Origin of the sequence: Kitasatospora putterlickiae, assembly GCF_039527695.1 — a bacterium.
Lineage (GTDB): Bacteria > Actinomycetota > Actinomycetes > Streptomycetales > Streptomycetaceae > Kitasatospora > Kitasatospora putterlickiae.
The window spans coordinates 1-12,671 of the sequence record NZ_BAAAKJ010000062.1 but is presented as its reverse complement, the minus strand read 5'-3'; the positions used below and the strand labels follow the sequence as shown (position 1 = coordinate 12,671).

Sequence of the window (12,671 nt, the reverse complement as noted above, 5' to 3'; positions counted from 1 at the left end):
CGGCCCGACCGGCACCCGGGCTATCCGGCGGCCGGGACCAGCCGGACCGGCAGGGAGCGCAGGGCGTTCACGATGAACGACTCCTGCGGGAGCAGCTCATCCCGCCGCACCGCGAGTTCGGCGCCGGGGAAGGCGTCGAACAGGGCGCTGAGGGCCTCCTCCGCCTCCATCGTCCCGAGGGCCGCGCCCAGGCAGTAGTGGCGGCCGTGGCCGAAGGCCAGGTGGGTCTTGTCGGGCCGGGTCAGGTCGAACTCCTCCGGCCGGTCGGGGTGCAGCCCGGGGTCGCGTCCGGGCGCGCCGAAGTCGAAGATGACCGGCTCGCCCGCGCGGATCACCACGCTCTCGCCCAGGTCGATGTCCTCGGCGGCGAAGTACAACGGCAGGTGCATCACCGGTGCCTCCAGCCGCAGCGTCTCCTCGACGGCGTCGCGCCAGGTCGCCCCGCCGGAGCGGATCAGCGCCAGCTGCCGGGGGTGGGAGAGCAGCAGCGCCACCGCGTGGTCGATCAGGTTGACGGCGGTCTCCGACCCGGCGCCGATCATCAGGATCAGCGTGGAGATCAACTCGTGCTCGCTGAGCCGGGAGCCCTCGGCGTCGCGGGTGGCGAGCAGTTCGCTGGTCATGTCGTCGCCCGGCTCGGCCCGCTTGGTGGCGGCCAGCCGCGCCATGGCGGCGAACAGGTCGTCGAGGACGCCCTTCGCGTGCTCGGGGGTGGCGTCGGTCGCCAGCACGCCGTCCACCACCCGCCGCACCTCCGGCCGCTGCTCCTCGGGGACGCCGAACAGGTCGCAGATCAGCGTGGTCGGCAGCGGGTAGGAGAGGCGGGTGTGCAGGTCGACGGTCTCGCCGGGCGCGGTCGCGCGCAGCCCGTCGAGCAGGGCGGTGACGATCGCCCGCACCCGGGGCCGCAGCGCCTCCACCCGGCGGGGCCCGAACGAGGGCGCGGTGAGGGTGCGCAGCCGGTGGTGGTCCGCGCCGTCGCTGGTGAACATCGACTCCACCGCCACCCAGCTGGCCAGCGGCCAGTCCGGGCCGACCCGGCCCTCGATCCAGTCGGGCCAGTGGCGGCGGGCGTTCTTGGCCAGCCGGGGGTCGGCGAGCAGGCTCCTGGCGACGTCGGCGCGGGTCACCGACCAGGCCGGTACGCGGCCGGGGAGCTCGACCCGGGCGGCCGGGCCGTGGGTGCGCAGATGGGCGGCCTCGCCGTGCAGGTCGGTGCCGAGGGTGTCGAGGGTGTGGGTGTAGGGGCAGCGGGGTTCCATGGGCCCTCCTGGAGGGGGAGCGGCGGTCGGAAACGGTCGGCCGGTGGTGCGACCGTACGACCGCCGGCGCGGTGGCGAAAGGGCGCTCACGCACCGTTCCGCACGCCCGGGGGCGGCGCCCCCCGAGGACCGGCGTGAGCGGGGCCTACCCTCCTTATGACAACAGCATTGACGTGAGTCGGCACCCCCGGTTTCATGGCTCGCACTTCCCCCACCCTCACACCCCCACGACAAGGCGGTGATCCCTTGGCATCGACGGCGAAGGCCACGGGCAGCGGACCGAGAATCGACGCGGACGGCCCCCACGTCTCCATGCGGCGCTCCCTCGGCCTCCTCGACGGGGCGGCGATCGCCGCCTCCAGTACCGCCGCGACCAGCAGCATCGGCATCGGCCTCGGTCTGATGGCCGGGGTCGTCGGGCTCCACCTGCCCGCGATCATGCTGCTGGCGTTCCTCCCGGTGCTCGCCATCGCGGGCGGCTACGGCCGGCTGAACGCCGCCGATCCGGACGCCGGCAGCAGCTACCGCTGGGTCGGCCGCACGCTCAGCCCCTGGCTCGGCTTCCTCACCGGCTGGGTGAACACCGTCGGCACCGTGGTGTTCATGGCCTACACCACGACCGTGACCGGTTCCTCGATCATCCAGCTCCTCGACCTGGCCCACCTGCGCAGCGTCGCGGGCCTGCGGCTGGACGCGGACTCGACCGTGCAGTGCACCCTGATCGGCCTGGCCGTCCTGGTCGGCGCCGCGCTGGTCGCGGTGCGCGGGCTCGACCTGGCCGCACGGCTGCAGAAGGCGCTGCTGGTCTTCGAGTACGCGGTGCTGCTCGGCTTCTGCGGGTACGGGCTGTTCGCCGGTGACCAGCCGTTCTCGCTCCAGTGGTTCAACCCCTTCGCGATCCCGTCCTTCGAGGCGCTGGCGCAGGGCATGGTGCTCGCGGTGTTCTGCTACTGGGGCTTCGAGTCGGTGTTCAGCGTCGGCGAGGAGGTCCGCGACGCGCGTGACGCCTCCCGGGGCGGCATGCTCGCCCTCGTGGTCATGCTGCTGATGTTCCTGCTCGCCGGCACGGCCTTCCAACGGGTGCTCCCGCTCGACGAGTTGGCGGACAACGGCGCGCACGGGCTGGCCTACTTCGGCGCCCGGCTGGCCGACCAGCCGCTGGCCGCGCTGCCGTTGATCGCGCTGATGCTCTCCGCGGTGGCCTCCCTGCAGTCCTCGGTGATCCCGACCGCCCGCGGGATGTACGCGATGGGGCGCGACGGCGTGCTCGGCCCGGTGTGGACCAGGCTGCACCCCAAGTACTCGACGCCCGCCGTGGGCACCCTGCTGATCACCGGGGTCGCGGTGGTGCTGGCGCTCTGCGCGGTCACCGTGCCGACCGTCAACGACCTCGTCTCCGCCGCCGTCAACGCGATCGGCATCGTCGTCGCGCTCTACTACGCGCTCACCGCCGTCGCGTCCGCCGTCCGCTTCCGCCACCTGCTGCGCACCGACCTGCTGGAGGGCCTGCGCGCGGTGGTCGGCCCGCTGCTCGGCGCGGCGACCCTGCTGTTCGTCGGCGGGTACCTGGCCTGGACCTTCTACGACTCCACCGACCACTTCGAGCTCGCCGCCGACAACGGCTGGTTCCAGCTCTCGGTGGCGGTGATGATGATCGTCACCGGCCTGCCCGTGGCGGCCTGGGCCCGCTGGCGGCGCCGCTCGCCCTACTTCCTCGGTGACGCCCGCTGAGCCGGACCGCACCACCGTGAACCACCCCGCACGACCCGAGAACGGAGCACCACCCATGAGCAAGGCCGATCTGGTCCTCACCCGCGGCCCCGTGCACACCGGCGACGCCGCCCGCACCCGGGCGAGCAGCCTGGCCGTGACCGGCGGACGGATCACCGCCGTCGGCCACGACGAGGTCCGCGAGCTGATCGGTCCCGGCACCGAGGTCGTCGACCTCACCGGCAAGCTGCTGCTGCCCGGCTTCCAGGACGCGCACATCCACGCGGTCTACGGCGGTGTCGAACTGGCCTCCTGCGACCTCACCGGCACCGTCGGCGTCGCCGACTACCTGGCGCGGATCCGCGGCTACGCCGAGGCCCACCCCGAGCAGGAGTGGATCACCGGCAGCGGCTGGTCGATGGAGAGCTTCGAGGGCGGACTCCCGACCCGGCAGCTGCTCGACTCGGTCGTCCCGGACCGCCCGGTCTACCTGACCAACCGCGATCACCACGGCGCCTGGGCGAACACCCGGGCCCTGGTGCTCGCCGGCCTCGACCGCGACACCCCCGACCCGGCCGACGGCCGGATCGAGCGGGAGCCCGACGGCACCCCGAGCGGCGTGCTCCAGGAGGGAGCCACCGCCCTGGTCGCCCGGATGCTGCCGCCGGTCACCGCCGCCGACCGGCTGGAGGGGCTGCTGCGCGCCCAGCGGCTGCTGCACTCGCTCGGCGTCACCGGCTGGCAGGACGCCCTGCTCGGCGTCTTCAACGGCCAGCCGGACCCGTCCGACGCCTACCTGGCCGCCGCGCGCTCCGGCGCGCTGACGGCCCGGGTGACCGGTGCGCTCTGGTGGGAGCGCGACCGGGGCGCCGAGCAGATCCCGGAACTCGTCGAGCGGCGTGCCGCGCTGGCGCACGGCAGGTTCCGGGCCGGCTCGGTGAAGATCATGCAGGACGGCATCGCGGAGAACTTCACCGCCGCCATGACCAGCCCCTACCTGGACGGCTGCGGCTGCGCCACCGCCAACTCCGGTCTCAGCTTCGTCGATCCGCTCGCCCTGCGCGGGTACGTCACCGAACTCGACGCGCTGGGCTTCCAGGTGCACTTCCACGCGCTGGGCGACCGGGCGGTGCGCGAGGCACTGGACGCGATCGAGGCCGCCCGCGCCACCAACGGATGGCGCGACACCCGGCACCACCTCGCGCACCTCCAGGTGGTGCACCCGGACGACGTGCCGCGCTTCGCCCGGCTCGGCGCCGTCGCCAACATGCAGCCGCTGTGGGCGGCCCACGAACCGCAGATGGACGAGCTGACCATCCCGTTCCTCGGCCCGGAGCGCGCCGCCTGGCAGTACCCGTTCGGCGCGCTCCAGCGGGCCGGCGCCACCCTCGTGGCGGGCAGCGACTGGCCGGTGAGCAGCCCGGACCCGCTGGCCGGCCTGCACGTGGCCGTCAACCGGCGGGAGCCGGTCGCCGCCGACGACCGGGTGTTCCTGCCCGAGCAGCGGCTCGACCTCGCCTCCGCGATCGCCGCCTACACCGCCGGGTCGGCGTTCGTGAACGGCCACGACGACGCCGGCGTCCTCGCCCCGGGGCGGTGGGCCGACCTGGTCGTCCTCGACCGCGACATCCTCACCGGCCCGCCCGAGGAGATCGCCGAGGCCAGGGTGCTGCGGACCTACGTCGGCGGCGAGCTGGTGCACGCGGCCGACTGACCGGCCAGGCCCGCCGCGGCGGCCCGGCCCGCGCCCGCGCTCAGCGCGTGGCCGCGAGCCGGGCCGCGGCGGCGTCCAGCAGCAGGTCCAGCGCGTACGGGTAGCCGCTGTGCCGCATGTCGGCGGCGAGCAGGTGCACGGTGGCGGCGATGTGCGGGTTGGCCGCGGCGTCGAGCCGGGCGTACGAGGCGTTCCAGGCCCGCAGGTCCGCCGAGTGCGCGACGGCCGGCAGGGCGAGCGCGGCGGCGTCCAGGACGGCGAAGCCGAGGCTCTGGTCGATGAACGCGTGGTAGATCCGCACGGCCTCCGGATCGGGGAAGCCCGCGGTGCGCAGCACACCGAGGATCGCCTCCACGGCGGCGATCTCGTGGACGCGTCCGGTGGTGCGGTGGGCGGCGAGCAGCGCGGCCTGCGGGTGGGCCTGGTAGCAGGCGTGGAGCCGCAGGCCGATGTCCCGCAGGTCGGCCCGCCAGTCCCCGGTGGCGCGCCAGCCGTCCTGGGCGCGGGCGATCAGCTCCTCGGCGATCGCGAGCAGCAGGTCGTCGGCGCTCTGGAAGTAGCGGTAGACCGCGCTGGGGTCGGCGCCCAGCGCGGCGCCGAGCCGGCGGACGGTGAGGGCCTCCGCGCCGTGCTGCCCGACCAGCCGCAGGGCCGTGTGGACGATCAGCTCGTGGGAGAGCACGACCCCCTGCTTGGTGGGCCGGCGGCGCCGCCGCTGGGGCTCGGACACTACGCGTTCGCTCATCCCGGCAGGCTACGTCAACATCCTTGACGTAGGACAGGGGTCGGTCGACGGCAACCCGGGTAACCTGCCGGAGTGGTCCAGGGGTTCGGAGTGACGGAGTTCCAGCTGGTGCTGCTGCGGCGGATGGCGGACTTCCGGCCGGAGCTGGTCGAGGACGCGGTGCGCCGGCTGGGGGCGACCCGGGCGGGCATGCGCGAGGCGAACAAGCGGTGGCAGGCGATGGTGCGCGCGCCGGGGTTCCCGTCCGGCGCGCGGCGCTACACCGCCGTGCTCGGTGCGCCGCAGGAGGTGGTGGCGCGGCGGATCGGGGACCTGGTCTGCACCGCGCGGCAGTGGGCGCTGCCGCTCTGGCCCGGGCTGCGCTTCGAGGTGCTCCTCGGCCCGGGCGGCGCGGAGCTGAACGCGTGGCTGGTGCGGGCGCCCGGCGGTCCGTCGCCCGCGCCGCGTTCGCTCGCCGAGCTGACGCCGTGGAGCTGCGTGGTGGCCGACGTGGGGGAGGCGTTCCCGCCCGCCGTGCCGCGCGAGGGCGGCGCGCCGACCAGGTTCCAGCTGGACTTCACCGCCACGGACGCCGACGGCCGTCCCCGTGCCTGCACGGCGGACTTCACCTGGGGGCTGCTCCAGGAGGTGCGTCCCGCCGGGAACGGTTAGCCGTGGTGCACGGTGCGCCCGGCGACGACGGTGCGCTCCGGCAGCAGGTCGCGCAGGTCGTCGACGGGGTGGCTCAGCGGGTCGGCCGGCCACAGCGTCAGATCGGCGAGCGCGCCCGGGCGCAGCGAGCCGCGCTCGGCGCTCTCGCCCGTCAGCCGGGCGGCGTTCACGGTGTGCAGGGCGATCGCCTCGGCGCGCTCGATCGCGTGCTCGGCGCCGAGCACCCCGGCCACCGTCCGGCGGGTGGTCATGCCCCACACCGAGAGCATCGCCCCGTACGGGCCGACCGGGAAGTCCGAGCCCGCGGAGAGCTCCGCGCCCTCGTCGAGCCACTCGCGCAGCGGGAACAGCGCGCCGGTGCGCTCCGCGCCCCAGGCCCGCCGCTGGGTGAGCGCTCCGTCGTGCAGGAGCGGGTGCTGGACGGTCACCGGGACGCCGAGCGCGATGGCCCGGGCCCGCTGTTCCGGCCGGGCGAGGCCGCCGTGTTCGACCACCAGCGTGCCGGCGGGCAGCCCGGGGCGGCGCGCGAGCACGTCCTCGAAGACGTCGAGCAGGACGCGCAGCCCGCGGTCGCCCCAGGCGTGCACGCCGACCCGCAGACCGCGCCCGGCCACCCGGTCGACGGCGTCGGCCAGCTCCTTCGGCTCCCAGAGCAGCCGCCCGTGGTAGCAGGGCCGTCCCTGGTACGGCTCCTCCAGCGCGCCCGCCTCGAACCCGCCGTCGATGCCGAACTTGACGCCCCACACGGAGAGCCGGGCGTCCTCGTGGCCGGCCGCGCGCCAGTCGCCGACGCGGTCCAGCAGCCCGTCCACCTCCTCCGGGGTGCGGACGGCGAAGCCGGAGACCAGCGCCCGGACCCGGACGGCGAGCGCGCCCTGGTCACGGGCGGCGCGCAGCACGTCGAGGTCCTCGACCGGGACCAGGCAGTCGCGGACGGTGCCGATCCCGGTGGCCGCGTACGCGGCGGAGGCGGCGCGCAGGCCGTCGATCCGCTCGGCGAGCCCGGGCCTCGGCAGGACGCGCTCGGCGAGTTCGGTGGCCGTGTTGATCAGCCGCCCGGTGAGCCGGCCGTCCGCGTCGCGCTCGATCACGCCGCCGGGCGGCTCGGGGGTGCCGGCGGTGATCCCGGCGAGCCGCAGTGCCGCCGAGTTGAGCACCATGTTGTAGGCGCCGCGCCGGACCAGCACCGGGTGGTCGGCGGTGGCGCGGTCCAGCTCTCCGGTGGTGGGCATCCGCTGCTCCGCCAGGTTCACCTCCTGCCAGTTGACGGTGGTGCGGATCCATTCCCCGGCGGGGGTGCGGGCGGCGCGCTCGCGGATCAGGGCGAGGAAGCCGGGCAGGTCGGCGGCCCGGTGGACGGGGACGCCGTGCACGCTGTGGCCGGCCAGGACGAGATGGGTGTGGGTGTCGTCGAAGGCGGGCAGCACGGTGGCGTGCGGCGCGTCGACGACCTCGGTGGCCGGTCCGGCCAGCGCGTCCAGGCCGTGCGGGTCGGGGGACAGGGCGGTGATCCGGCCGCCGGTGACGGCGATCGCGCGCCGCGGCGGCTCGCCGGGGACGAGGGTGTGCACGGCGGCGGCGCGCACCAGCAGGTCGGCGGGCGGACGGGTCATCACGGCTCCTGGTGGCGGGTGGCGGACGGCAGGCCGGTGACCTTCTCGACGTGCCCCAGGCTGGGTCCGGCGAGCCGGTCGTGCAGGTCGGTGAAGACGGCCCGCGCCGCGACGGCGTTCCAGTCGGCGGGCAGCAGCGGCTCGGGCAGGCCCGGGTCCAGGTAGGGCAGCCGGCGCCACTGGGTGAGCATCGGGACGTAGGCGCGGAACGCCTCGGCCGGGTCCGGGTCGGTGCGGCGCCCGCGCAGGTCGGTGGCGGCCGGCCGCCAGGCGTCGGTGAAGGCCGCGTACTGGGCCTCGATGGCGGGGAAGTCCCACCAGGCGGCGACGGCCGTGCGCAGGTCGGTGAAGCCGGCGTACTCGGCGGACAGGAACAGGTGCACATAGCCGTCCAGGCCGAGCCGGGCCAGCAGCCGGCGGGCGTCCGGCAGCAGCCGGGCGGGGGCCAGCCAGACGCCGGGGGCGGCGTTGCCGAAGCCGAGCCAGCTGAGCCGGGAGCGCAGGGTGTGGCGGTGGGCGCGTTCGGACTCGGGCACCGAGAAGACCGCCACCACCCAGCCGTCGGCGAGCGCGGCGGGTTCCAGGCTGTGGAAGATCCGGCGGTCGCCCTCCTCGAACACCGGGTCCATCGCGGGGGAGAGCCGGTAGCCGGTGCCGTCGCGGCGCTCCTGGAGGAGGGTGCCGGCCTTCTTGAGGCGCGAGATGGCCGAGCGGACGGCGGGGGCGTCCACGTCCAGCTCGGCCATCAGGGCGATCAGGTCGGCGATCGATATCCAGCCGCCGAGCCGGCGGACGAACTCGCCGTAGACGGTGTGGATCAGCGAGCTCGGCCGGGGCGCGCTCTCCGACGCGGCGAGCGCGGCGGGCGCGGCGGTCGGCGTCGGCGGCGTGGTGGGCATGATGGGCCTCCTCCCCGGCGGCTCGTGGTGATCATAGCGGCGGCGCGTCCTGGCCGGGCCGGTCCGCTCAGGCCTCCGCGAACGCGCCGGAGAGCAGGTGGCCCGCGCCGGGGGCGTGGGCCGGCAGCCCGAGGGCGCGCAGCAGCTGGTGGGCGGTGCAGATCGAGGCGGAGACGACCGGCTTGCCGAGCCGCTGCTCCGCCTCCTCGACCGCCGACAGGGACGGCAGCTGCACGCACGCCGACAGCACCACCGCGTCGGCCCGGGCGTGGGCGAGCCCGGCCGCGATCGCCGGGAGCTTCGCCGGGTCGTGGGCGGCGACGTCGAGGTTGTCGACGATCTCCAGGGCGGCGTGGTCGACCACCTCGACGCCCTCGTGGCCCAGGTAGTCGACGACCGTGCGGGCCAGCGGCCGCGGGTAGGGGGTGACCATGGCGACCCGGCGCGCGCCGAGCGCGTGCAGCCCGGCCACCAGGGCACCGGCGCTGGTGACCACCGGCGCGGGCGCGCCGTTCTCCACGGTGCGCCGGTGCAGCCGCTGTTCGGCCTCCCGGTGGTAGCCGGTGCCGGCGCTCATCACCGCGACCAGGCAGGCGTAGCCGAGCACGTCGACCCGGGCGTCGGCGAGTTCGGCCGCGCACCGGTCGGACTCGGCGTCCATGCCGCGCAGTTGCTCGGGGGTGACCCTGGTCATCCGCATCCGGCTGGAGTGGAAGGTGAACCGCTCGGGCGCGACCCGTTCGCGCGCCCGCAGCAGGGCGGGCACCTCGGTCTCCATGGTGACGTTGGAACTCGGGACGATCTGGCCGATCCGGTAGGTGGTGGCCATGGCGGGGACGGTCCTTCCTGTCAGCGGGCGTCGATCACCGGGTTGGCGAGGGTGCCGATGCGCTCGATGGTCGCCTCGACGAGGTCCCCGGGCTGGAGGAACCGCGGCGGCACCATCCCGGCGCCGACGCCGGACGGCGAGCCGGTGGCGATGACGTCCCCGGGCTCCAGGGTGACGCCGGAGGAGATGTCGGCGATCAGGCGGGCGACGCCGAACAGCATGTGGCGGGTGTTGGAGGACTGCCGCAGTTCGCCGTTGACGCGCAGCGAGAGGTCGAGCCGCTGCGGGTCGGGGATCTCGTCGGCGGTCACCACGACCGGGCCGAACGGCGCGAAGGTGTCCTGGCCCTTGGAGAAGAACCACTGGCCGGAGCGGCGCTGGTCACGGGCGCTGATGTCGTTGACGATGCTGTAGCCGAAGACGTGCCGCCAGGCGTCGGCCTCGGCCACCCGGAAGGCGGGCGCGCCGATGACGACGGCGAGTTCGCACTCCCAGTCGAGCTGCTCGGTGAGCTCGGCGTTGTGCCGGATCGGCCCGCCGGGTCCGGTGACGGCGGTGGCGGGTTTGCTGAACAGCACGGGCCGGTCCGGCAGTTCGCGGTCGGTGTCCAGGGTGCGGTGCGACTCGGCGACGTGCTCGACGTAGTTGAGGCCGACGCCGACGATCTTGCCGGGGCGCAGCGGCGCCGCCAGCGTGAGCCGGGCGAGGGTGGGCAGGGCCGCCGGGTCCTCGGCTGCCCCGGCGGCCAGCTCGCCGGCGGTGGCCAGGGCCCGCTCCCCGGCGCGGATCAGTCCGAGCAGGTCGCCGGGCAGGTCGGCGCCGGCGGCCTCGGCGAGCGCGGACAGGTCGGCGACGCGGTCCCCGTCGAGCAGGGCGCCGAGGCGCGGTCGGTCGGTGCCGGGGGCGTGGTAGGTCAGCAGGCGCATGGGAACGGGCTCCTGGTCACGGGGCGGGGGTGGGCTGGTGGCCGTCGTCGTCCGGGTAGGCCTCCTCGCGGTACAGGCCGAGCGAGTGCATCACCGGGAAGTCGTTGAAGGAGAACAGGCAGGCGTCCTCGCCGGGGTCGAGGTTCGCGTGCTCGTGCCAGGCCCAGGACGGCACCACGAAGATGTCGCCCTGCCGCCAGGTGAAGCTCCGCCCGGCGATCACCGAGACGCCGCGCCCCTTGGCCGCCGTGTAGACCACGGAGCCGGTGTGCCGGTGGGCGCGGGTGGCCTGGCCGGGGCGCAGCAGTTGGAGGTGGGCGCTCATGGTGGGCATCACCGGGCCGCCGGTGACCGGGTTGGTGTACTCCATGACCACCCCGTCGTAGGGCGAGCCCTCGGCGGCGCGGGCGAGCCGGGTGAGCGCGTGGTAGCTGGGCTCCCAGGGCCAGCCGAGCAGCGGGGAGTAGGGGCGGGTCCACTTCTCCACGCCGTACGGCAGCAGGTTGCCGCCGTACGTCAGCAGCGAGGAGTTGGCCACCTCGCCGGGCCGCTGGTGCAGCTCGGGGTGCACCTCGTAGAAGTTGGCGTCGAGCATGTTGACCAGCGGGATGTCCAGGCCGTCCTGCCAGATCACCGGGGCGTCCCCGGACTCGTTGCCGTGCTCGTGCCAGGTGCCGTTGGGCGTGATGGCGAAGTCGCGCGGGCCGACCTTGAGCTTCTGGCCGTCGACGATCGTCCAGGCGCCGGTGCCCTCGTGGACGAAGCGCAGCGCGGAGGCCTGGTGGCGGTGCGCGGTCATCGCCTCGCCGGGGCCCATGATCTGCAGGCCGGTGTACAGCAGGCCGACGGCGGCGCTGAGTTCACGGCGGCCGGGGTTGACCAGCATGACCACCCGGCGACCGGCGTCGTCCGCCGTGACCAGCGGGAGCGCCTTGCGCACCAGCGGGCGCAGATCGGCGTAGCGCCAGAGCACCGGCACCGACCTCGGCTGCGGGTACCAGGGCTCGATCTCATTGGCCACGGTCCACAGCGCGCCCGCGTCGACCTTCTCCAACTCATCGTAGTAAGCGGCGAGTTCGGGATTGTCGGTGACCCTTGCCCGGCCGATCCGGGTGTCGTCGTGGTCGTTCCTGCCGGTCATTCCTCCTCCTTCGGGGGGTGCTCCTTCGGGGGGTGCGGGCCGAACGTGAGCGGCCGCAGCGGGCGGTGGTCCACGTGCAGCCGGAAGACGTCGAAGCGGTTGTAGTGGCCGACGATGTCGTGCATCTGCTTGGGCTGGACGCAGCGGCCGAGGTCGATCTCGGCGTAGACGATGCCCTCCTCGTCCACCAGCGGCTCGGTCACCGCGCGGCCGTCGGGTCCGAAGACGCCGGACAGCGCGCTGCGCGGGCGGGCGAGCCGCTCGCGCAGCCGCGGATCGTCCCCGGCGATCGCCTCGGCGATCTCCGGCGAGAGGGTGGAGCAGGAGACCACCGTGAACACCTTGCCCTCGAAGCAGTGCGCGGCGGCGCGCAGCGCGATCGCCTCCGCCATGTCGTAGTCCTCGGGGGCGACGGGCAGGGCGATGTAGGCGGCGGCGTGCACGAGTTCGCCCTGCGCGAGGAGGGTGAAGCGGGCGAGCGGGTTGGTGTTCTCGCCGCAGGCGAGCGCGCCGAGCGGGCCGACGGCGGTGGGGTGCACCCGGAGGGTGCTGCCGTCGCCGGGCGTCCAGGTCAGCTTCTCGGCCCAGGTCGGCACCAGCTTGCGGTGCGCGCTGAGCAGTTCGCCGTCGGCGTCGATGACCAGCAGGGTGTTGTAGAGCGTTCCGAGGCTGTGCGGGCCGCGCTCGTTGACGCCGATCACCAGGACCACGCCGGCCCGCCGGGCGGCGGCGCGCAGCGTGTCCACGTGCGGGCCGGGCACGTCCACCGACGCGCGGTAGAGCAGCTCGTACCAGGGCGAGCCCTGCACCGGGTTCATCGTCCAGTTCCAGTACGGGTAGCCGGGGACGAACACCTCGGGGAGGACCACCAGGGAGGCGCCGTTCCCGGCCGCCTCCCGGATCAGCGCGACCGCCTTGTCGACGGTGGCCGCGGTGTCCAGGAAGACGGGGGCGGCCTGGACGGCGGCGGCGGTGAAACGGGGCAGCCGCAGCGCGGCCGACACGGGCTCGGTCATCGCTCCTCCTCGTGGCGTTCGGCGGGGCCGGGGCGCCAGCGGCGGTGCACCGGCGGGGCGGGCTCGCGCACCACCAGTCGCAGCCGGGGCGCCACCCGGTCGGCCCCCGGCCCGGGCGGACGGCGCCCGCCCGCCGCCCACGGCTCGGGCCAGCGCGCGCCGGGG

Annotated in this window: 11 protein-coding genes; 3 read left to right on the top strand and 8 right to left on the bottom strand. The window is 74.9% G+C overall.

What is annotated here, in order from left to right:
• Positions 1-20: 20 nt before the first annotated feature.
• A complete protein-coding gene (locus ABD308_RS07045) occupies positions 21-1,262 on the bottom strand; it encodes a cytochrome P450 family protein (RefSeq protein ID WP_344329356.1) in 1,242 nt (413 codons plus the stop codon).
• 312 nt (positions 1,263-1,574) lie between these two features.
• Between ABD308_RS07045 and ABD308_RS07040 the strand changes: the two genes are divergently transcribed.
• Complete coding sequence (locus ABD308_RS07040; protein ID WP_344329350.1) at positions 1,575-2,993, top strand: APC family permease; 1,419 nt, start codon at positions 1,575-1,577, stop codon at positions 2,991-2,993.
• Between the two features lie 55 nt (positions 2,994-3,048).
• On the top strand, positions 3,049-4,686 hold the full coding sequence (locus ABD308_RS07035) for an amidohydrolase (protein ID WP_344329342.1): 1,638 nt from the start codon (positions 3,049-3,051) through the stop codon (positions 4,684-4,686).
• Between the two features lie 40 nt (positions 4,687-4,726).
• On the opposite strand, the gene ABD308_RS07030 is transcribed toward ABD308_RS07035, so the two are convergent.
• Positions 4,727-5,431 (bottom strand): TetR/AcrR family transcriptional regulator, encoded by a 705-nt coding sequence (locus ABD308_RS07030; RefSeq protein WP_344329333.1) that lies wholly within the window; start codon positions 5,429-5,431, stop codon positions 4,727-4,729.
• Positions 5,432-5,554: 123 nt separating this feature from the next.
• Between ABD308_RS07030 and ABD308_RS07025 the strand changes: the two genes are divergently transcribed.
• The gene (locus tag ABD308_RS07025) at positions 5,555-6,082 is read left to right on the top strand and encodes a hypothetical protein (RefSeq protein WP_344329450.1); all 528 of its coding nucleotides are present in this window, start codon (positions 5,555-5,557) and stop codon (positions 6,080-6,082) included.
• Here ABD308_RS07025 and ABD308_RS07020 read toward each other — a convergent pair.
• The 6 genes from ABD308_RS07020 to ABD308_RS06995 form a co-directional block, all read right to left on the bottom strand.
• A complete protein-coding gene (locus tag ABD308_RS07020; RefSeq protein WP_344329328.1) occupies positions 6,079-7,695 on the bottom strand; it encodes an amidohydrolase in 1,617 nt (538 codons plus the stop codon). The two genes, ABD308_RS07025 and ABD308_RS07020, sit on opposite strands and share 4 nt — an antisense overlap.
• On the bottom strand, positions 7,695-8,594 hold the full coding sequence (locus ABD308_RS07015) for a PaaX family transcriptional regulator (protein WP_344329323.1): 900 nt from the start codon (positions 8,592-8,594) through the stop codon (positions 7,695-7,697). Before ABD308_RS07015 ends, ABD308_RS07020 begins: the two co-directional genes overlap by 1 nt.
• 67 nt (positions 8,595-8,661) lie before the next feature.
• The gene (locus ABD308_RS07010) at positions 8,662-9,423 is read right to left on the bottom strand and encodes a maleate cis-trans isomerase family protein (RefSeq protein WP_344329318.1); all 762 of its coding nucleotides are present in this window, start codon (positions 9,421-9,423) and stop codon (positions 8,662-8,664) included.
• A 20-nt stretch (positions 9,424-9,443) separates the two neighbouring features.
• Complete coding sequence (locus ABD308_RS07005) at positions 9,444-10,349, bottom strand: fumarylacetoacetate hydrolase family protein (protein ID WP_344329309.1); 906 nt, start codon at positions 10,347-10,349, stop codon at positions 9,444-9,446.
• A 16-nt stretch (positions 10,350-10,365) separates the two neighbouring features.
• Complete coding sequence (locus ABD308_RS07000; protein ID WP_344329302.1) at positions 10,366-11,490, bottom strand: cupin domain-containing protein; 1,125 nt, start codon at positions 11,488-11,490, stop codon at positions 10,366-10,368.
• Positions 11,487-12,506, bottom strand: a complete 1,020-nt coding sequence (locus ABD308_RS06995; RefSeq protein ID WP_344329295.1) for a carbon-nitrogen hydrolase family protein — start codon at positions 12,504-12,506, stop codon at positions 11,487-11,489. Before ABD308_RS06995 ends, ABD308_RS07000 begins: the two co-directional genes overlap by 4 nt.
• Positions 12,507-12,671: the final 165 nt, after the last annotated feature.

Coding starts and splice junctions, on each gene's coding strand:
- ABD308_RS07045 (WP_344329356.1), bottom strand. CDS start 1,262: ATGGAACCCCGCTGCCCCTACACCCACACCCTCGACACCCTCGGCACC.
- ABD308_RS07040 (WP_344329350.1), top strand. CDS start 1,575: ATGCGGCGCTCCCTCGGCCTCCTCGACGGGGCGGCGATCGCCGCCTCC.
- ABD308_RS07035 (WP_344329342.1), top strand. CDS start 3,049: ATGAGCAAGGCCGATCTGGTCCTCACCCGCGGCCCCGTGCACACCGGC.
- ABD308_RS07030 (WP_344329333.1), bottom strand. CDS start 5,431: ATGAGCGAACGCGTAGTGTCCGAGCCCCAGCGGCGGCGCCGCCGGCCC.
- ABD308_RS07025 (WP_344329450.1), top strand. CDS start 5,555: ATGGCGGACTTCCGGCCGGAGCTGGTCGAGGACGCGGTGCGCCGGCTG.
- ABD308_RS07020 (WP_344329328.1), bottom strand. CDS start 7,695: ATGACCCGTCCGCCCGCCGACCTGCTGGTGCGCGCCGCCGCCGTGCAC.
- ABD308_RS07015 (WP_344329323.1), bottom strand. CDS start 8,594: ATGCCCACCACGCCGCCGACGCCGACCGCCGCGCCCGCCGCGCTCGCC.
- ABD308_RS07010 (WP_344329318.1), bottom strand. CDS start 9,423: ATGGCCACCACCTACCGGATCGGCCAGATCGTCCCGAGTTCCAACGTC.
- ABD308_RS07005 (WP_344329309.1), bottom strand. CDS start 10,349: ATGCGCCTGCTGACCTACCACGCCCCCGGCACCGACCGACCGCGCCTC.
- ABD308_RS07000 (WP_344329302.1), bottom strand. CDS start 11,490: ATGACCGGCAGGAACGACCACGACGACACCCGGATCGGCCGGGCAAGG.
- ABD308_RS06995 (WP_344329295.1), bottom strand. CDS start 12,506: ATGACCGAGCCCGTGTCGGCCGCGCTGCGGCTGCCCCGTTTCACCGCC.